19 protein-coding genes are annotated in these 18,863 nt (G+C 62.4%); 13 read left to right on the forward strand and 6 right to left on the reverse strand.

Annotated elements, in window-relative coordinates; genetic code table 11:
* The first annotated feature begins 85 nt into the window (after nt 1-85).
* The 8 genes from grpE to R4P64_RS24300 all read left to right on the forward strand — a co-directional run bounded on the left by grpE (nt 86) and on the right by R4P64_RS24300 (nt 8,562).
* Nucleotides 86-664, forward strand: a complete 579-nt coding sequence (gene grpE / locus R4P64_RS24265) for a nucleotide exchange factor GrpE (RefSeq protein WP_317823243.1) — start codon at nt 86-88, stop codon at nt 662-664.
* A gap of 22 nt (nt 665-686) precedes the next feature.
* A complete protein-coding gene (dnaJ, locus tag R4P64_RS24270) occupies nt 687-1,862 on the forward strand; it encodes a molecular chaperone DnaJ (RefSeq protein WP_033235708.1) in 1,176 nt (391 codons plus the stop codon).
* Complete coding sequence (locus R4P64_RS24275; protein WP_033235707.1) at nt 1,862-2,269, forward strand: heat shock protein transcriptional repressor HspR; 408 nt, start codon at nt 1,862-1,864, stop codon at nt 2,267-2,269. The genes dnaJ and R4P64_RS24275 overlap by 1 nt, the downstream gene beginning before the upstream one ends.
* Nucleotides 2,270-2,612: 343 nt before the next feature.
* A complete protein-coding gene (locus tag R4P64_RS24280) occupies nt 2,613-3,830 on the forward strand; it encodes an ABC transporter substrate-binding protein (RefSeq protein ID WP_033235706.1) in 1,218 nt (405 codons plus the stop codon).
* A complete protein-coding gene (locus R4P64_RS24285; RefSeq protein ID WP_033235705.1) occupies nt 3,827-4,684 on the forward strand; it encodes a branched-chain amino acid ABC transporter permease in 858 nt (285 codons plus the stop codon). The genes R4P64_RS24280 and R4P64_RS24285 overlap by 4 nt, the downstream gene beginning before the upstream one ends.
* 1 nt (nt 4,685) lies before the next feature.
* Entirely contained in the window at nt 4,686-6,536 is a 1,851-nt protein-coding gene (locus tag R4P64_RS24290; RefSeq protein WP_317823244.1) for a branched-chain amino acid ABC transporter ATP-binding protein/permease, read from the forward strand.
* Entirely contained in the window at nt 6,536-7,255 is a 720-nt protein-coding gene (locus tag R4P64_RS24295; RefSeq protein ID WP_033235703.1) for an ABC transporter ATP-binding protein, read from the forward strand. Before R4P64_RS24290 ends, R4P64_RS24295 begins: the two co-directional genes overlap by 1 nt.
* Nucleotides 7,256-7,389: 134 nt before the next feature.
* A complete protein-coding gene (locus tag R4P64_RS24300) occupies nt 7,390-8,562 on the forward strand; it encodes an NADH:flavin oxidoreductase (RefSeq protein ID WP_287163755.1) in 1,173 nt (390 codons plus the stop codon).
* Between the two features lie 66 nt (nt 8,563-8,628).
* Here R4P64_RS24300 and R4P64_RS24305 read toward each other — a convergent pair whose 3' ends face one another.
* Nucleotides 8,629-9,807: a serine hydrolase domain-containing protein gene (locus R4P64_RS24305; protein WP_317823043.1), complete on the reverse strand. Its 1,179-nt coding sequence runs from the start codon at nt 9,805-9,807 to the stop codon at nt 8,629-8,631.
* A 191-nt stretch (nt 9,808-9,998) separates the two neighbouring features.
* On the opposite strand from R4P64_RS24305, the gene R4P64_RS24310 reads away from it, so the two are divergent.
* The 4 genes from R4P64_RS24310 to R4P64_RS24325 are packed head-to-tail and all read left to right on the forward strand — an operon-like array spanning nt 9,999 to nt 13,595.
* Nucleotides 9,999-11,624: an NAD(P)/FAD-dependent oxidoreductase gene (locus tag R4P64_RS24310; RefSeq protein ID WP_317823044.1), complete on the forward strand. Its 1,626-nt coding sequence runs from the start codon at nt 9,999-10,001 to the stop codon at nt 11,622-11,624.
* Complete coding sequence (locus R4P64_RS24315) at nt 11,621-12,412, forward strand: mycofactocin-coupled SDR family oxidoreductase (RefSeq protein WP_141484906.1); 792 nt, start codon at nt 11,621-11,623, stop codon at nt 12,410-12,412. Before R4P64_RS24310 ends, R4P64_RS24315 begins: the two co-directional genes overlap by 4 nt.
* Nucleotides 12,413-12,416: 4 nt before the next feature.
* On the forward strand, nt 12,417-13,241 hold the full coding sequence (locus R4P64_RS24320; RefSeq protein ID WP_317823045.1) for a mycofactocin-coupled SDR family oxidoreductase: 825 nt from the start codon (nt 12,417-12,419) through the stop codon (nt 13,239-13,241).
* Between the two features lie 51 nt (nt 13,242-13,292).
* A complete protein-coding gene (locus tag R4P64_RS24325) occupies nt 13,293-13,595 on the forward strand; it encodes a hypothetical protein (protein ID WP_317823046.1) in 303 nt (100 codons plus the stop codon).
* 1 nt (nt 13,596) lies between these two features.
* Here the strand turns inward: R4P64_RS24325 and R4P64_RS24330 are convergent, their stop codons facing one another.
* The 5 genes from R4P64_RS24330 to R4P64_RS24350 all read right to left on the reverse strand — a co-directional run bounded on the left by R4P64_RS24330 (nt 13,597) and on the right by R4P64_RS24350 (nt 18,153).
* A complete protein-coding gene (locus tag R4P64_RS24330) occupies nt 13,597-15,039 on the reverse strand; it encodes an FAD-dependent oxidoreductase (RefSeq protein ID WP_317823048.1) in 1,443 nt (480 codons plus the stop codon).
* A gap of 67 nt (nt 15,040-15,106) precedes the next feature.
* On the reverse strand, nt 15,107-15,352 hold the full coding sequence (locus R4P64_RS24335) for a hypothetical protein (RefSeq protein ID WP_033235695.1): 246 nt from the start codon (nt 15,350-15,352) through the stop codon (nt 15,107-15,109).
* A complete protein-coding gene (locus R4P64_RS24340; RefSeq protein ID WP_033235694.1) occupies nt 15,352-15,738 on the reverse strand; it encodes a nuclear transport factor 2 family protein in 387 nt (128 codons plus the stop codon). The genes R4P64_RS24335 and R4P64_RS24340 overlap by 1 nt, the downstream gene beginning before the upstream one ends.
* Before the next feature lie 144 nt (nt 15,739-15,882).
* A complete protein-coding gene (locus R4P64_RS24345) occupies nt 15,883-16,383 on the reverse strand; it encodes a flavin reductase family protein (protein WP_033235693.1) in 501 nt (166 codons plus the stop codon).
* 168 nt (nt 16,384-16,551) lie between these two features.
* Complete coding sequence (locus tag R4P64_RS24350; RefSeq protein WP_317823051.1) at nt 16,552-18,153, reverse strand: PQQ-binding-like beta-propeller repeat protein; 1,602 nt, start codon at nt 18,151-18,153, stop codon at nt 16,552-16,554.
* Nucleotides 18,154-18,197: 44 nt separating this feature from the next.
* Here R4P64_RS24350 and R4P64_RS24355 point away from each other — a divergent pair, with 44 nt between their 5' ends.
* Nucleotides 18,198-18,809, forward strand: a complete 612-nt coding sequence (locus R4P64_RS24355; RefSeq protein ID WP_051730628.1) for a TetR/AcrR family transcriptional regulator — start codon at nt 18,198-18,200, stop codon at nt 18,807-18,809.
* The last annotated feature ends 54 nt before the right edge of the window (nt 18,810-18,863 follow it).

The raw sequence follows: 18,863 nt of genomic DNA on the forward strand, positions 1-18,863 counted from the left end.
CGGCTCGTCCGCTCGTCCTTCGGCGCGGGGGCGGGCCCGGACGGGGGCCTCCTGGGGGGCGGCGGGCGTGGGCGCGCGGGGGGGGGTGCGGGGCCCCGCCGGGGGCGCGGGGGGGGGGGGGGGGGCCGCGCCCCCCCCGCCGCTCGACTCGGAAGACACAGGGGTAGTGCAGGAAGCCGAGGCCATCGTGGAAGAAGCGACGCTGGCTGACCAGTTGGCAGAACGCACTGCAGACCTGCAGAGCTTGCAGGCACAGTTCATGAACTACAAGCGCCGCGTCGACCGCGACAAGCAGGTCGACATCGCCAACGCGAAGGCCTCCGTAGTGGGAGTGCTCGTCCCGATCCTCGACGATCTGGATCGTGCACGCGCACACGGAGACCTCGAAGAGGGTCCCCTGCGAGCCCTCGCGGACAAGCTCAACACCACCCTCACGGGTCTCGGCTTGAGCGAGTTCGGCGCCGTGGGAGACGCTTTCGATCCCGAACTGCACGAAGCTGTGCAGCACGAAGGTGAAGGAGCCGACCCGGTCCTGAGTGTGGTCATGCGTAAGGGCTACAAGTTCGGTGACCGCGTCCTGCGACACGCGATGGTAGGCGTTGCCGATCGAGTGGGCGAGCAGCCTGCCGACGGCAGCGCAGGCGCAGAAGAAGAATCAAAGTAACAGCGAGAGGAGGAGACGCCCAGTGAGTCAACGGGAGTGGATCGAGAAGGACTTCTACAAGGAGCTGGGCGTCTCGTCCTCAGCTTCGGCCGACGAGATCAAGAAGGCGTATCGCAAGCTGGCTCGGGATCTGCATCCCGATGCCAACCCTGACGATCCCAAGGCCGAAGAGCGCTTCAAGGCTGTCAGTGAAGCGAACACGATCCTGTCGGATCCGGAGAAGCGCAAGGAATACGACGAAGCCCGAAGGCTCTTTGCCAGTGGCGGATTCGGCCCCCGGGCGCAAGGCGGCGGTGGCGGATTCAACCCCGGCGCCGGCGGCTTCGACATCAACGACCTGTTCGGCGGCGGTGCCGGCGGTCAGGATTCGGGTCTCGGCGACATCTTCGGTGGATTGTTCAACCGCGGCGGCGCCGGTCAGCGAACCTCGTCCGCTAATCGTCCGCGTCGGGGCAAGGATCTCGAAACCGAAACCACACTCGGGTTCCGCGAAGCGGCGCTCGGTGTCACGGTTCCGCTGAGGATCACCAGCCCGGCGTCGTGCACCACCTGCCACGGCAGCGGCGCAAAGCCGGGCACCAGCCCGCGAGTGTGCCCGCACTGCAACGGAACCGGTGTCATCAACCGCAACCAGGGTGCTTTCGGATTCAGCGAGCCGTGTGACGATTGCCGGGGAACCGGTTCCATCATCGACTCGCCCTGCGAGGACTGCCACGGCAGCGGCGTCACCAACCGCACCCGCACCATCACGGTGCGCGTGCCGTCCGGCGTCAGTGACGGTCAGAAGATCAGGCTCAAGGGCAAGGGTGAAGCGGGACTCCGCGGCGCTCCCGCCGGCGACCTGTTCGTCAACATCCGGGTGCGTCCCGACTCCGTGTTCGGACGCAACGGCGACGACCTCACGGTCACTGTGCCGGTGAGCTACGGCGAACTGGTTCTCGGCACCACACTGTCGGTACCGACGCTGGAAGGCCGTGTCGGCGTCAAGGTTCCACCAGGAACTGTGGACGGGCGTGTTCTGCGGGTTCGCGGACGCGGTATTCCGAAGCGGCCTGAAGGAGCCGGCGATCTGCTGGTCACTGTCAAAGTGTCCGTCCCGCAGAAGCTGGACGACGCGGCGATCGAAGCGCTCGAGACCTATCTCGAAGCAGAGAAGGCGAGCGGATTTGATCCACGGGCCGGGTGGGCCGGTGTGTGATGACCGAGCAGCCGAAGAATCAGAGAGACGTATCGCTTGACCCCGATGCTCAGATCTTCGTAATTTCCGTGGCCGCCGAATTGGCGGGCATGCATGCGCAGACCTTGCGCAACTACGACCGTCTCGGTTTGGTGACCCCGCACCGCACCACCGGTGGCGGGCGCCGTTACTCCCCGAGAGATGTTGCGCTTCTTCGTGAGGTGCAACGCCTTTCGCAGGATGAAGGCGTCAATCTTGCCGGAATCAAGCGGATCATCGAGCTGACAAATCAGGTCGAGGCTCTGCAGCATCGAGTTCGGGAAATGGCTGAAGAGATCGCCAAGGTCCATGCCGGCTACCGCCGGGAACTGGTGCCGATACCGCGCAACAATGCGTTGGTGGTGTGGAAACCGCGTAATCAGCGGTAGCGCGTAGCAGCACGAACTTACGGCCCGGTGGCCTTTCGAATCACAGGATTCGCAAAGGTCACCGGGCCGTTTTGCTGCGTTCTTTTGATGATTTTCATGTACTTCCACCCAGCGGGAATTACCCTGTCGAGACGGCCTGAATGTGCATAGCGTTCGCCTGGATGGCCCGTTTGACGTTAGCCAGATCACATCCTATGCTTCGAACCCAAGCAACCGCTTGCTGGATTATCAAGCGGGTGCTTGGTCGACTGATGCCTAAAACGGGGTGTGTCCATCGGTCGGGCTAATTCCACGTCAGGTATTCGCCTGACGTTCGATACAAATGGGTTCTAGGAGTGCGGACATGAAACGTCGGCCTATTCTTGTGGCGGCAGTTGCTGCGACGGCGGCTCTGACTCTCGCGGGTTGCAGTGGCTCCACCGATTCGGAAGGCGGAGCGGACTCGCCCTATCGGGTTCTGCTGACCGGTGGTATCAGTGCTCAGGGCGTTCTGGCGGCGAACTCACAGACGTCGCTGCTCGCGACCAAGGCCGGCGTTCAGGTCCAGAACGCGGCCGGCGGTATCGATGGTCGTCAGATCGAGTTGACGACGGTGGACGATGCAGGCGACGCGACCATCGCGGTGACCAAGCTGCGTGAGGCGATCAACTCGGGCAACAAGCCGGACCTCTACCTGAACTCCGGCCCGTCGTCCATCGCGGCTGCGGTGCTGCCGATCCTCAAGCAGAACAACATCCTGTCGATGAGCATGGCGCCCTCGCCCGATTCCACGGACCCCGCGAAGTTCCCGCTCAACTTCGACCTCGCCCCTGGTGCGACGGATACCGCTCGCGGAATCTCCGAGTACGCAAAGACCAAGGGCTACACCAGTGTCGGAGTTCTGCACGGCAGCACCGCCTACGGTGAGCTCTTCGGCGAGGAGATGACAACCGAGCTCGGCAATGCCGGGCTGAAGGCCGCCGGAAACGAAGAGTACGACGCTGCCGCTCTGGACATGACGGCGCAGTTGCAGTCGCTCAAGAACTCCGGGGCCACGGCCATTGCGTTGGACGCGTACGGCGCCCCGCTCGGATACGTCCTGCAGAGCCTCGAGCGTCTGGGCTGGGACGTACCACTGATCGGCAACACGTCGGTCTCCGCGACCAACCTCATCGCCAATGATCCGCCTGCCGGCGTCCTCGGCACTCCGCAGGTGAAGAACCTGGTGACGCAGGTGTTCACCAGCACGGTGTTCGATCCGAACAACGAACTGGTCAACACGATGGTGGACACGATGGCATCGCTGGGTTCCATCCCGTCCACGCTGATTCTCGCGGACAACTACGACGCGTTCCCCCTGGTTGCGGCCGCAGCGGAGAAGGCCGGCAGTTCGACCGACCCGAAGAAGCTTGCCGAAGCACTGGAAACCTCTGAGGTCCAGGAGAATGCCAAGACGGCGTTCCTCTCTCGCTACAATTTCAGTGCCGACAACCACGGTCCGAACCCGAATACCAGTGAGCTGCAGTTCATCAGCCCCACGAAGATCCTCAACGGCCAGTTCGGAAACCCGGCCGCCTCATGACAATTCTGTGGTCCGGGTTGGCGCTCGGCGCGGTCTACGTGCTCGTCGCCATCGGATACAACATCGTTTTCGTTTCCTCCAACACGTTCAACTTCGCTCAGGCTCAGCTGATGATGGTGGGCACGTTTGTCGCCTACACCGGGTTGGTCACTCTGAAACTCCCCGTACTCGTGGTGGCGGTCATGGCCACCGTGACGGTGATGCTGTTGGCAGCAGTGGAGGAGATCATCGCGATCAGACCGGTCGCCGATCATCAAAATCAGTTGGTGACAACACTCGGCGTTGCCACCCTGCTCAACGGTGCGACGCAGTTGATCTGGGGCAGTGAGCCTCTCACGGTTCCGTTCTTCGGCTCCAACGATCCCATCACCTTGCTCGGCGGCCGTACCTACCCGGTGGAGATCGCCCTGCTGGTCGCGGCGATCGCACTGGTCATCGGCTTGAGCTACGTCTCGAAGAAGACGATGACGGGTCTGGCGCTGATCGGAATCTCCGAAGACCGTGAAGCGGCGATGCTGCGCGGAGTCAACGTACGACGGCTGGCACTGGGAGCGTTTGCGTTCTCGGGCGCCTTGGCAGGTGTCCTCGGACTCCTGGTCGGTCCCAAGACGTTTGCGGTCGCGACCTTGGGTGCCGCGCTGGCACTGAAGGGGTTCGTGGCGTTGGCGATCGGCGGATTCGGCTCTCTGCCAGGCGCTTTGATCGGCGGGCTGACCGTCGGTCTGGTGGAATCGTTCACCGCGCTGTGGGCGGGCAGCCAGTACAGCAATATCGCCGTCTTCACGGTGCTGATCGTCATCTTGATGGTCAAACCGGCCGGATTGTTCGGCAATGTCCGAGAACGGGTGGTATGAAATGGTAAGCGCGTGGCGGACTTTCCGTTCTCTTCCGAGTTGGATCCTCCCGCTGGTCCTGGCCGTGGTGATCTTGCTGCTGCCCGTGATGGGGCTCGACCTGTCGACGTCGCGGCAGATTCAGTTGGCGTGCATCCTGGCGCTTGTCGTCAGTGGCTTGAACCTGAGCCTCGGCTTTGCCGGTGAACTGGCACTCGGGCAGGCCGCGATGTACGCGGCCGGCGCCTACACCGCGGGTCTGATGTCGCAAGCCGGTCACACCGACATCCTGGTGCAGCTCGCTGCGTCCGGTGCGGTGGCTCTGGGCGTCGGCATTCTGACCGGTGTTCCCGGTCTGCGCCTGGGCAATTGGTCACTCGCCATGACGTCGTTCTTCCTGGTGCTGCTCGTGCCCGACGTACTGGCGATCTTCGGCGGTAAGACCGGTGGCCGAAACGGCCTCACCGGCATGGAGCCGCCGACGCTCTTCGGTTCCGAACTCGACACCCAGCAGTACTACATGGTGGTCGTCGTCGTGACCGTTCTCTGGTTCGCGGTGATGCGCAACCTCGTGGTCTCACGCCACGGCATCGCGTTCCGCACGCTCAAGCAGTCGCCGGTGTTGGCGTCCTCGCAGGGTGTGTCGGTGTTCCGGATGAAACTGCTCGGCTATGCGATCGGCGCGTTCCCGGCCGGTCTGGCGGGTGCGTTGTTCGCCAACACCGACCTGTTCATCTCGCCGGAAGCGTTCGGGTTCACCTTTGCCACAGCAGTTCTGGCGGCATCGATCCTGGGCGGCGCGGCAAGTGTGTACGGCGCCGTGGTCGGTGCCGCGATCATGCAGCTCGGCCCCAACCAGTCGACGGCGTTCCAGGAGTACTCGCTGATCTTCTACGGCGGTTTCCTGATCATCGGTGGTGTGTTGCTCTCGGGCGGTTTGACGAAGGTCGGCCGCTCGCTGGTCTCGAAACTCGATCGCAGGGCGGGTCTGGGCGCCGTAGTTCCGAAGGAGGATGGCAGCGCCGCAGTCGAACTGGCGCCGATCAACGGTGCTCGGTTGGTGGTCGACGGGGTATCGAAGGCGTTCGGTGGCAACCAGGCACTCAACGCTGCAACCCTGAGCGCGGAGGCCGGTAAGGTCACCGCGTTGATCGGACCCAACGGTTCGGGTAAGACGACCATGCTCAACATGATCTGCGGGTTCTACACCGCAGATGCCGGCGTGATCACGATCGGTGACACGGTGGTCTCCCAATCCTCACCGCACACGGTGGCGCGTGTCGGTGTCGCTCGAACGTTCCAGACTCCGACGATTCCCGAGAACATCACGGTCCTGGAAGCTGTTGCCTCCGGACGCTATTCGGTGCACCGCGCCTCGATGGCGTCGGCTGTGCTGCGGCTACCCAGCTTCCGCAAGGTCGCGAAAGCAGACATCGTCGAAGCTGAGCGGGTGCTCGAGTTGGTCGGGATGTCGCACCTGCGCAACGAGATTGCGACGTCGTTGCCCTTGGGTATGCGTCGTATGCTCGAAGTTGCCCGCGCCGTCGTCGCCGAGCCGAGAGTCGTCCTCTTCGACGAGGTGGCATCGGGACTCGACGAGGACGAACTCGAACGTCTGGCAGATCTGATCCGGGTACTGCGCGATGCCGGTGCCACAGTGGTGTTGGTAGAGCACAACTTCCGGCTCGTACTCTCGCTCGCCGACGAGATCGTGGTGTTGGCGCAGGGTCAGGTGATCGCCACCGGCGATGCTGCGGCCATCGAACATCACCCACGCGTGCTCAGTGAGTACCTCGGGGTGAAATCCGGTGACGAACAAGCGCTACTCGAAGAAATCGGTGCCGTCGACCATCAGAGCAGTGAGGTGAAGTGATGGAACCGATTCTCAAGGTCCGCAACCTGCAGACCGGGTACGGCGATCTGCGGGTCGTCTGGGATGTCTCGTTCGACGTCTATCCCGGCCAGGTCACGGCTCTGCTCGGCCGCAACGGCGCCGGCAAGACCAGCACGTTGCGCGCTCTGTCGGGGCTCAACAAGGTGGCGTCTGGAACCGTCGAGATGGACGGCGCCGACATCACCGGAGTTCCCGCGCACAAGCGGGTGCGCCAGGGGATGGCCTATGTGCAGGAAGGCAAACGGGTCTTCCACAAACAGACCGTCGAGCAGAACCTTCTCCTCGGCGGGTACACCCGCAAAGTGAAACGCGGCGAACTCATGGAATCCGTGGAATCCATGTACGAGATGTTCCCGATCCTGGGGGAGAAGCGTGCGCTTCCCGCCGGTTCCATGTCGGGCGGCCAGCAGCAGATGCTCGCGATCGGCGCAGCGCTGATGGCGCAGCCGAGGTTGCTCCTGCTCGACGAACCTTCGGGCGGTCTCGCTCCCGTGATCGTCGGTGAGGTGATGGACCGCGTCCAGCAACTCAAGGAAACCGGGTTGGCGGTCCTGCTGGTGGAGCAGGCCGTCGAAGCGGCGATGAGCGTCGCCGATCACGTGACGGTCCTCGATATCGGCAAGGTGGTTCTCGACGCCGACGCCAAGGACATCGACGACCTGGCAGTTCTCAAGGACGCGTACTTCGGACGCGTCTGAACAGCAGCGAAAAGGACTTCAGCCCGGCCACCACGGCCGGGCTGAAGTTGTCTCCCGCTCCGTGGCACGGCCCGTAGCCAGCCGTCGAGCATGCGCCTACCGTCGTCGAACAACTCCTGTGAGAGGCAAACTCGATGACTGCTCCTGATGTGCTCGCTCCGGCAAAGCTCGGTCCGGTGACCCTGCGAAACCGCATCATCAAGTCCGCAACGTTTGAAGGCAAAACTCCCGATGCACTGGTCACTGACGACCTGATCGAATTTCATCGGCGCCCGGCAGCAGGCGGCGTTGGAATGTCTACCGTCGCGTACTGCGCCGTTGCGCCCGAGGGGCGCACGGAATACGGCCAACTATGGATGCGGCCCGATGCCCTGCCTGGACTGCGACGGCTCACCGACGCGATTCACAGCGAAGGTGCGGCCGCGTCCGCTCAGCTCGGACACGCCGGCCCGGTCGCGAATCAGAAGTCGACCGGACTGCCCGCACTTGCACCGTCGAGCTCATTTAATCCGTTGAGCATGAGAATGATTCGCACCGCCACCACCGCGGACATCACCCGCATTGCTGCCGCACACGGCAGCGCCGCACAACTTGCTGTCGAGTCAGGATTCGACGCAGTCGAAATCCACTTCGGCCACAACTACTTCGCGAGCTCGTTCCTGAGCCCGAAACTGAATCGTCGCAAAGATTCCTACGGTGGATCGCTCGAGAACAGGGCCCGGGTTGTTCTCGAGACCGCGCGCAGCGTTCGTGACGCTGTCGGCGACAAGATTGCGATCTTGGCCAAGCTCAACATGGATGACGGTGTGCCAGGCGGATTCTGGGTGGACGAAGCGATTCAGGTGGCGCAGTGGCTGGAGGCGTCCGGCAGTGTCGACGCGTTGGAATTGACCATGGGTAGTTCGCTGCTCAATCCGATGTACCTGTTCAAGGGCGACGCGCCGATCCGTGAGTTCGCTGCCGCGATGCCGCAACCGGTTCGACTGGGTGTGCATCTCGTGGGTAAGAGCATGTTGCATGCGTATCCCTACAAGCCGCTGTTCATGCTGGAAGAGGCTCGGCAGATCCGTGCTGCGGTGAAGTTGCCGCTGGTGCTGCTCGGCGGTGTCACGGACAAGGCGGGGATGGATACCGCGATGGCGGAAGGATTCGAGTTCGTCGCGATGGCCCGCGCCTTGCTCCGTGAACCCGACCTGGTGAATCGGATTGCGGCAGAATCGGATACCCGATCGCTGTGCATCCACTGCAACAAGTGCATGCCGACTATCTTCAGCGGTGCGCGCTGCGTGCTGGTCGAGCGCGCCTGAACGCTCCAGAACGGCCGCGACCCGACATCTTCGTGATGTCGGGCCGCAGCCGTCCGAAGGGTGAATTTACTCGGCTTCCTTGATCCAGTCCGTGGCATACATCGTCATGGGACCGAAGAACTCGTGAACGACGTCGTTGACCGCTTCGAGTCCGCTTTCGCTGTTTGTCATGATCACAACACTGCGACCTGTCTCGGGGTAAGCGATGAAGAAGGCTTTGAACGCGCCGTTGTCGCCCCAGTGCCAGATCGCCTTCCCGAGTTCATTTTCCTGCAGTCCGATGCCGAGGCCCCACTTGATGTGGTCGATCGCGTCTTTGTTGCTGCCACCGTGGTCAGCGCTGCCGGCAGCGGTGAACATCATGTCCCGAGTGGCAGGTTCGAGTCCTTCGCCTGCGAGAAGTGCTCCGCGCAGGAACTTCGAGTAGTCGCCGGCCGTCGTCTTCAGGGTGTACGCGACGTTTGCCCGGGGAAAATTGCGCAGGGCCTTTGCCGTGCCGTCGGCGGTATGACCGACCGCGGTGACGGCCTCGAAGGCCGGGTTGGTCAGTAAGTCGCTGCTTGTCATTCCGAAACGCTGGAAGACGCGCTGCGAGGCAAGTTCCGCAAACGGTGTGCCGGTGAGCGACTCGACGGTCTTCTGCAGGTAATAGAAGCCTTCACCCGAGTATGACCACTGGGTCCCGGGTTCGAAAGTAGTACTGACCGGCGTGGTCTCGAACTCTGCACTCGATGGGCCCGTCGCCCAGTTGGGCAGGCCGGTGGTGTGCGTCAGCGCCATTCTGGCGGTGATCTTGTGGGCTGCAGGATCGGCCGCGATGCGTGGGTATTCAAAATACTCGGACAGTGGCCGATCGAGATCGATGACACCCTCGTCCACCAGTTGGAGGACAACGTACGACGCCACCACTTTGGTCAGCGAGGCGGCCTCGAAGACGGTATCCGACGTGACGGCGTTGCCGGTCTCGACGCTCGAGACACCGTAGTTGAACTCCTGTCGTCCCTTGCCGTCCGTGTACACGACCTGTGCTCCGGGAATGCCATGCGCGGCAAATGCTGCGTTGATTCGCTGCGCTAGCGCGGGATCCGTGCTTCCGCTCAGGGAACCGGTATCGAGAAAGGCAGATCCGGTGGTAGGGAAATTGATCGGCTGAGCCCCGGCGCCGACTGCGGTCGAGATAACGATTGCTATGGAAAATGTTGCGGAAAGTGCAGGTATTAAAACCTTGCGTTGAGCGGACTTCACAAAGACCTTCTTCGAATACAGGGCTGATGGGACTCCCGAATGTTAGGAGACCCGTTTGCCTGTTTTCCCAGGTGTAACTGCGGGGGCATTAACTCTCAACGCGATTGAAACGAGTCAGGCGTGATCATGACTGCCCATCCACCGGGAGAAGCCGTTCCGGAACCGATGGAGCAACTCGTACCGTTTTCAGCATGACCGATCCTGATATCTCCACCGCACCACTCGACGTCGTAGTCATCGGCGCCGGCGTCGCAGGCCTGTACGCCATGTACCGACTCCGCAAGCAGGGACTGCGTGTCCACGGCTTCGAAGCCGGCTCCGGAGTTGGTGGAACGTGGTACTTCAACCGCTACCCGGGGGCTCGCTGCGACGTCGAGAGCTTTGATTACTCATTCTCATTCTCCGAAGAGCTGCAACAGGATTGGGACTGGAGTGAGAAGTACGCTGCGCAGCCCGAGATTCTCGAGTACCTGGACCACGTGGCGGATCGGTTCGACCTGCGGAGCGGGTTCACCTTCGACACGCGAGTGAAGAGCGCGCAGTTCGACGAGGAATCGGCACTGTGGCGGGTACACACAAACGCCGGGCACGACGTCACCTCACGTTTCGTCGTGTGCGCCACTGGCAGTCTCTCGACAGCGAACATGCCAGACATCGACGGGCGAGATTCCTTCGCGGGGGATGTTTTTCACACCGGGTTCTGGCCGCACGAAGGCGTCGACTTCACTGGACAGCGAGTGGGTGTCATCGGCACCGGATCGTCGGGAATCCAGTCGGTGCCTCTGATCGCCGAGCAAGCCGATCATCTGTATGTGTTCCAGCGATCGGCGAATTACAGTGTCCCGGCTGGAAACACACCTCTTGACGACGCACGCCGCGCCGAGATCAAGGCAAGCTATGCCGAGCGTCGTGCGCTCAGCAAGCGCAGCGGCGGCGGCTCACCGTTCATCTCGGACTCGCGAAGCGCGCTGGAGGTTCCCGAAGACGAGCGAACCGCAGCGTACGAGGAACGTTGGCGCCTCGGGGGAGTGCTGTTCGGCAAGACATTTGCCGATCAGACCAGCAACCTCGAAGCCAATGACACGGCACGCGAGTTTGCCGAGTCCAAGATCCGTTCCGTTGTGGAAGACCAGTCGATCGCGGATCTCCTGATCCCGAACGACCATCCGATCGGTACCAAGCGCATTGTGACGGACACGAACTACTACCAGACGTACAACCGGGACAACGTCACCTTGGTCAACCTGAAGAAGGCCCCGATCGAAGCGATCGACGCGACCGGGATCAAGACCACCGAATCTCACTACGACCTGGATGCGCTGGTGTTTGCCACCGGATTCGACGCGATGACCGGTGCACTCGACCGAATCGACATCCGTGGACGCGGCGGGGAAACGTTGCGTGAGAACTGGCATGCCGGGCCGAGAACGTATCTGGGACTCGGGGTCAACGGATTCCCGAACCTCTTTGTCGTGACCGGACCAGGCAGCCCGAGCGTTCTGTCGAACATGATCCTCGCGGCAGAACAGCACGTCGACTGGATTGCGGACGCAATTGCCCATCTCGACGCGAATAATCTGACCACCATCGAACCCAGCGTCGAAGCAGTCGACGGATGGCTCGAGGAGTGCTCACGACGAGCGTCGGCCACACTGTTTCCTTCGGCCAACTCCTGGTACATGGGTGCAAACATTCCTGGCAAGACGCGGATCTTCATGCCCTTCATCGGTGGGTTCGGCGTCTACAGCGACATCTGCGCGGACGTTGCGGCGCAGGGATATCGAGGCTTCGAACTGAACAGCGCGGTCCACGCATGAGGCGGCTCGAGGGCGCGCGGGTACTGGTGACCGGGGCGGCCGGCGGCATGGGGCGTGCGCACTGCATTCGGCTCGCCGAGGAGGGTGCGTCGGTGATCGCGTTGGATATGGCGGCGTCCGGACTCGATGAAACAGCTTCGGCCGTGCGTGATCTCGGCGGCGCGGCGGTCACGGGCATTGCCGACATCCGCAACTACGAGGAACTCGCAGCAGTGGTGGCGGACTGCGTCGCCGAAATCGGCGGACTGGACGTCGTTGTTGCCAACGCAGGCGTCTACGACACGCCCGGACCTACGTGGACCATCGACCCGTCCGTGTGGAACCGTTCGCTCGACGTCAATCTGACCGGAACCTGGCACACCGTGAAAGCGTGTGTTCCGCACTTCGGTAACGGCGGATCTGTTGTTCTGGTCAGTTCGACGGCAGGAATCAAAGGCATTGCCGGAGCGGGTCATTACAGTTCCGCCAAGCACGCCGTCGTCGGACTGGCTCGAACCCTGGCCAACGAGTTGGGAGCGCAGAGTATTCGCGTCAACTCAGTGCATCCGGGTTCGGTGCGAACACCGATGATCATCAACGAACGGGTATTTGCGAACCTGTGTCCGGGCATCGAGAATCCCACGGAATCCGACGCCGCGGCCGTCCTGAGTGCTCGAAACTTGTTGCCAGTGCCGTGGGTTGATCCGGTGGACGTGAGCAACGCCGTGCTGTTTCTTGCGTCCGAGGAGTCCCGCTACATGACCGGTTGTCAGTTGGTGGTCGACGCCGGCCTGACCCAGAAGGTGTGAACTGATGAGACTCGAGGGAAAGATCGCGCTGGTCACCGGTGCGGCAAGGGGAATCGGACGGGCTCAGGCCGTGCGTTTTGCCGAAGAGGGCGCAGACATCGTCGCGGTCGACGTGTGTGCCTCGGTGGACACGACGCTCACGCCGCCGTCGACCGAAGCTGATCTTGCGGATACCGTCGCGCAGGTAAGGGCTCTGGGACGGCGCATCGAATCAGCGGTGGTGGATGTTCGTGATCTCGAGGCGCTGCGAAGTGCTGTCGATTCGGCGGTCGGATCACTCGGTGGACTCGACATCGTCTGCGCAACAGCGGGTATCACGTCTTCGGACAGTGCCTTGGCGATGTCGGAAGACATGTGGCAGACGATGCTGGACGTGAACCTGACCGGCGTGTGGCACACCACTGTCGTCGCAGCGCCGCATCTGATCGCGCGGGGTGGGGGATCGATGACGCTCACCAGTTCCATCGCCGGGCTCAGAGGGCTCGTAGGTGTTGCGCACTACACGGCAGCCAAGCACGGCGTCGTGGGCTTGATGCGGTCACTGGCAAAGGAATTGGCGCCGCACAACGTGCGGGTCAATACGGTGCACCCCACCAACGTGGATACTCCGATGATTCAGAACCCGGCGGTGAGCAGTAAGTTTCGCCCCGATCTGGAAAATCCGACGCGCGAAGAGTTCGCCGAAGCAGCGATGACGATGAACATGCTCGCGATACCGTGGATCGAGCCGGTGGACGTGGCAAACGCCGCGCTGTTCCTCTCCTCCGACGAGGCCCGCTACATCACGTCCGTCGCATTGCCCGTGGACGCGGGTAGCTCGTCCCGTTGAGATCCGTCACGGTGTGTAGCGTCGGTTCCACCTAACCGAAAGGCACACACCGTGACGGAACGACGCTATCTCGAAGTGACAGTCGGGTCGAACATCATCCTGGTGCTCGACCACCGCACCGTCGAGGTGTTCGACCGGACCGCGGCGAGCACCAGTGAGGTATGCCGCTGGCACGTCGAACACATTGGGGTTAAAGCAAAGCCGACGAAGTCAGGTCTGAAACTGACGATCGGCAATCGGCTTGCCGACGACTCCATTGCCGTCGCCGGAGCGCGTGCTTCTCTGACGGTTCCGCCGGACGACGAGGCGGCCGTGATCGCGTTCTTCGACGCGGTCAAAGCCGCCCGCTCCTAGCTCAGGCGTCCGCACTGACCCGGGTGGCCGCATGGGCACCGGCAACACGACCGAACGCGAGGGCGTCGGCGATGTGGAACCCGCCGTCTTTGGCTGCGCTGTACGTGGAACTGACGGTGCCTGCCGCGTAGAGTCCGGAAATCGGATTACCGGCGGTGTCGAGTACACGCGAGTGGCCGTCGCGGCGAGGGCCACCGTTGCTCCACCCCAGGAGCGGCGGCCCGGATACGGCGTAGAACGGCGCAGTGACAACGGGAGCCAACGTCGCGGGGTCCCGACCGAATGACTCGTCGACACCAGCAGTGCATGCCTCGTTGTAGCGTCGCACACTCGTTTCCACGACGGCGGGGTCCAGGCCCAGCTTGTCGGCGAGTTCGGCGAGTGTGTCCGCCTTGACGATCCACCCCTTGTCGATCTCGGTTTGGTTGTCTGCGCTCCACTCGTAGCCCTCGTCGAGAACTAGACGCCCGACAGCCAGTACGTCGCGGCCGGGGCTCAGTGGCCCGGCCAACCTCATGGATTCGTCGAACACGATGTTCATCGACCGGACCGGAAAGTGTTGGTAGGAACCTTCTTTGAACACATGGCCGTGGCGCATTTCGGCCGACTCGCAGGTGAATCGGCGTCCCTCCTGGCTGAGGAACACGTAGTTGTGTGCGTTCCACAATGCGAGGTAGTGCCCGGACGGATCGTCTGTGTCGCCGGAGATTCCGGTAATGGTCATCATGTTGTTCATGTGCCACAGGTCGGCACCAACTGCCTGGGCCATGCGATGGCCGTCGCCGGTTGCCGACGGTGATCCCCAGATTTTCGGGTTCTCGAGGCGGAGGTAGTCGCGGACCATGGCCGGGTTGGCCTCGAAGCCGCCGGTCGCCAGGATGACACCCCGACGCGCGTACATCTGCGAAGTTGTTCCACCCGAGACGGTTTCGACTCCGATCACTGCTCCGGACTCGTCCGTCAGCAGTGCGGTCGCCTCGGTGTCGAATAGTGTTGTGATGCCGCGTTCCGCGAGGGCCGAGACGAGGAAGCGGTAGAGCAGTTCGTTGCCCATGGCCCCACCGATGGTGTCCATCCCTGCGTAACAAGAACTTCCGTCAAGTTCGGCGTACTCCGCCGTGGAATGGAACTCACCGGACATCGATACCGGTGCATCCAGCTCGCGCAGCCAGTCCGAGAGCCCGTGTGTGTTCTCGGCCCACGCGTCGATCACGTCGTCGGCGACGGTGAACGAGCCGTTCAAGGCGCGCAGGAACGTTCGGGCTGCAGCGGGATCCTGGTTGACGAACCATCCACCGCCGGACAATCGGGTGTTACCGCCGGCGTTGTCAGGTTCGCACTTCTCCAGGATCACCACTGATGCGCCGTCAGCGTGTGCTTGCAAAGCTGCAGCCGATCCTGCAGCTCCCGAACCGATGACAATTACGTCGAAATTGTTATCCATGTCACAAAGCTATGGCGCCTGAATTGCGTCGTACATGTAGCTTCCCAGTGAGCGAGAGAAGTCCTGTTCAGTACAGGGAGCCGGGAACGGGATAGCTGCGCTCGCTCATTTCGACGGCTCCGGCGTCGGCAAGGTCGTTGATGGTCTGACGCAACGACGAGCACGAACGCTGTGCATACGGATTATCCGACGGGCGCGCAAGTTCCGGGCAGACCTGCTCGGAATCCTCGAGCCACTGCACGCTGGTGTGCGCGTTGCTGTACTTCTCGATGAGTACTCGGTTGCCGCAATTGCGGCAGCTGACCTGCCGCATCAGCGTACGGCCATGTCCGACATCGCCCAGAACGCGCGCGTGCTGGTGATCTTGGCGTTCTCGTCGAAGGTCATCACGTCGATGGGGGAGACCTCGTAGATCTTGTCACCCATCGGTGTCACGACGCGGAAATGGAACGCCGCGCTGGAACCGCTGACGCGCAGGGTCAGGAGTTCGATCTCCTGCGTGCGACCTTCGAGGGCACCGAAGAATGCGGCAATCGCCTCGCGGCCGACAACGGGTTCGCTGCCCACGGGATCCTCGAGAGTTCCGTTCTCCGCGTACAGGGCTGCGATGTCTGCGCTCGATCCGCGGGAAACCGCGTCGAGGTACGCGGTGACGGTCGCGGTGATCGCAGCGGTGATATCTGGTTCGACAGTAGTCATCGTCGTAATCCGATCAGTTGTGTCCCGGTGAGGCCGGCGGTGGGCGCCGACCTCACCGGACGTTATCGCTTCTGATCGTCCCTATCGCCGATGTCTCCCACGCAGCGGGACGCCCAGTTCAGACGTCGGTGGCTTGTCGGAGGCTTATGCGTCGAAGCGACCGAAACCGCCACGGTAGAAGAGCAGCGGGCCGTCGTGGCGCAGCACGGTCAGATCCGTGATGCGTGCAACGACGATCGTGTGATCGCCTGCATCGTGCTCGTTTTCGATGGTGGCTTCGATACGGGCCAGGGCGCCGTCGAGGGCAGGCGCGCCGTTGGAGCCTGCTTCCCAGTCGACACCACTGAACTTGTCAGTGCCGCCGCGAGCGAAAGCCGAGCACATGTCCTTCTGATCGTGCGCAAGAACGTTGATGCAGATAGATCCGGCTTCACGCAGTTTCGGCCAACTCGTCGACGTCTTGGCCGGGCAGAACGACAGCAACGGAGGATCGAGAGAAACCGAGACCAAGGACTGGCACGTGAATCCGAGTGGGGATTCACCGTCGTGGGCGGTGATCACCGTGACGCCGGTGCAGAAGTTGCTCATCACGTCGCGCAGTGTGCGCCCGTCCAGCGCCGGCGGTGCGGCATTTTCTACGGACATGTGTCTCTCCTCGATCAAAGCTCTGCAAACAGGGTGTGAGTCCCTACGATGTGGGGCAACGGCGAGGTAATCCAGCGCCAGTCCCACTCAATGGCAGCAAGAACACTTCTGCCCAGGATCCCGCTCCACCCGGTCGACTCAGCACTCCCGGTCAGTAGAAGCGCTGCCCTACGGGTTCGGGATGAACCCGTCGAGTCCGCCGGACGGTGCAATCAGTTCGAGTCCGTCCGGCAGCGTCGGGTTGATCATCGGCGCGAGTGGCGCAACAGCCGTCGACGTCATGACGCCCAAGGTCGAGAAGATTCGTCCGTCCGGAGTGACCGCCAGAATCCCTTCTGTGGTGTCGGTGGCGAAGCCGATGTTGCGCATGCCCTTTCCGGTGGCCGGATCGATGTCGACGATGGCGGACTTCACCGGCACCGAGACGGGGTAACCCTGGATCGGGACGTCGTAGCCGTAGAAGACTTCGATCAGAATTGAGCCGTTCACAACCGTCGGGTTGCCGTTGCCGCGCACGATGGGCGCGCCGTACACGTCGCTGACCGGGAGCGTTGCGTTTGTCAGCTCGCTGAGATCGGCGTCCCAGAGCTTTGCGCCTGCGGCACTGTATGCCGAGAGGACGCCGGGGTTGGTGAGTGCGTAGATAGATCCTTGCGCGTCCACGGCTACCGCGGCAGCGGCAGCGCCGGACGGAGCGTTCCAGAGTTCCTTGCCGGATGTAGCGTCGAACGCATAGAGGAGTCCCTCGTCGTCACACGTGTAGACGGTTTTGCCGTCGGGCGAGATAACGGGACTCGAACCGCTACCTGGGCCCATCTGCGCCGCAAAGGCAATGGAAATCGAGCCGGGGGCACCGTTCTTCGGTGGGGTGATGTCGAGGCCGTAGAGCGCGCCCTTGTCTTGTTCCTTGTCGGTTGCCGCGACGTAGACGCGTCCGGTCACCGAGTCCACTGCGGGAGTGTTTGCGCTCTGGACTATGCCGCCCATGATGATCTGGAAGATGGGATCCTTGATGACAGGGTCCATCATTCCGCCGGCCCACATGTTCGGTGACATCGGAGTTTTTGTGTGCCGCTTGGCTATTGAGCCGGGAAGCTGGAACACGGGTGCGCGCAGCTCTCCGGTGGCCCGATCGACCACCATCACCTGACCGAACACGGTGGTGCCGAAAACTGCACCGTCCTTGGTGAAAGCGGCTGTGACAAAGGGATTGATCGCCCGCGATCCGTCGGCAAAGGGGTTGGGGCTGGGCGCTGCCGGTAGGTCGATGACCCAACGCAGGGCGCCGCCACTGGTGTACGACCACAGTTGATCTGCGTCGCTGACAAAGATGTTGCCGTCGGCGTCGATGATGGGGGAGGAGATGATCGCGGCCGAGTCGACGCCGGTCTTGCCGCTCCACGCCGGCGTTTCCCAGACGATGGTGCCGAACTTGTCGAGCACGTGGAGGTTGGCGCTGCCCTCGGCCTTGCCTGTGGTGATGGCCAGGTTTCCGTTGGGCAGCATTGTGGGAGCGGTGAGAATCGAGGCACCCTGCAGAGCTGTCCACCGGGTGTAACTCTGCGCGGGTTGAACCCCCAGTTGCTGACGACGATTGCTCGAATCGCCGTGCAGGGTAACCCAACCTGTGTCTGCGTAGACAGATGTGTCGGGTTCGAGGCTTCCGTCGATACTTCCGGTGCTGCTTCCGAACCCTGTCGCGAGCACCGTCGTAGCGGCAACGAGTAGGGATCCGAACCTGGCCGGGGTCATTGATCTCAAGGGGCTCATTAATACTCCTTATTAGTAGTAATCGGAAAGGTACACTAAGCGCCATGAGTACGGGAGAGCTCTCGACCAAACAAAAACTTCTCGAAGTCGCGGAAGAACTCTTTGCCACGAAAGGGATTGAAGCGACCCTGGTCGGTGACATCGTTTCGGGTGCGGGTCAACGCAATCCGTCGGCGTTGCGGTATCACTTCGGCTCCCGCGAGGGCATACTCCAGGCGATTCGGGAGAAGTATCTGGTGCAGTTGGAGTCTCGACGAACCGTGATGCTGGCAAACTGGCAAGGCGATGTCACCCCGCGTGAGTGCGTCGAACTGATCGTGGCGCCGCTGGGGGAGATGCTCACCAGCGAAGCGGGCCGCAGATACCTGCGCATTCTCGGCCAGACCATTTATCAGCTCGAACCCGAGCAGATAGATCAGGTACCGCCGAAGTATCCCAGCCTCGTCAGATCCATCGAGTTGCTGCGCGAATCCATCGGCCACCTGCCCGGCCCGCTGGTGGACGAGCGTGTGCGCGGCGCAATTCTGCTTGCCACCGCAATGCTTGCCGTCCGGGCACGTGATCTGACCGGGCGCCGCCGATTGCCGCTCTCGGCGGCGGACTTTCAAGTGAACGTCATCGACATGACGACAGCAGCCTTGACCGCCAATTCGTGAAACTCTCCCGCTAAGCGGGCACCTCGGTTTGTGATGCACCTCACCTGGTCGTTC

Source organism: Rhodococcus sp. IEGM 1366, assembly GCF_033142425.1.
In the GTDB taxonomy this organism is placed as follows: Bacteria; Actinomycetota; Actinomycetes; order Mycobacteriales; family Mycobacteriaceae; genus Rhodococcus_F; species Rhodococcus_F globerula.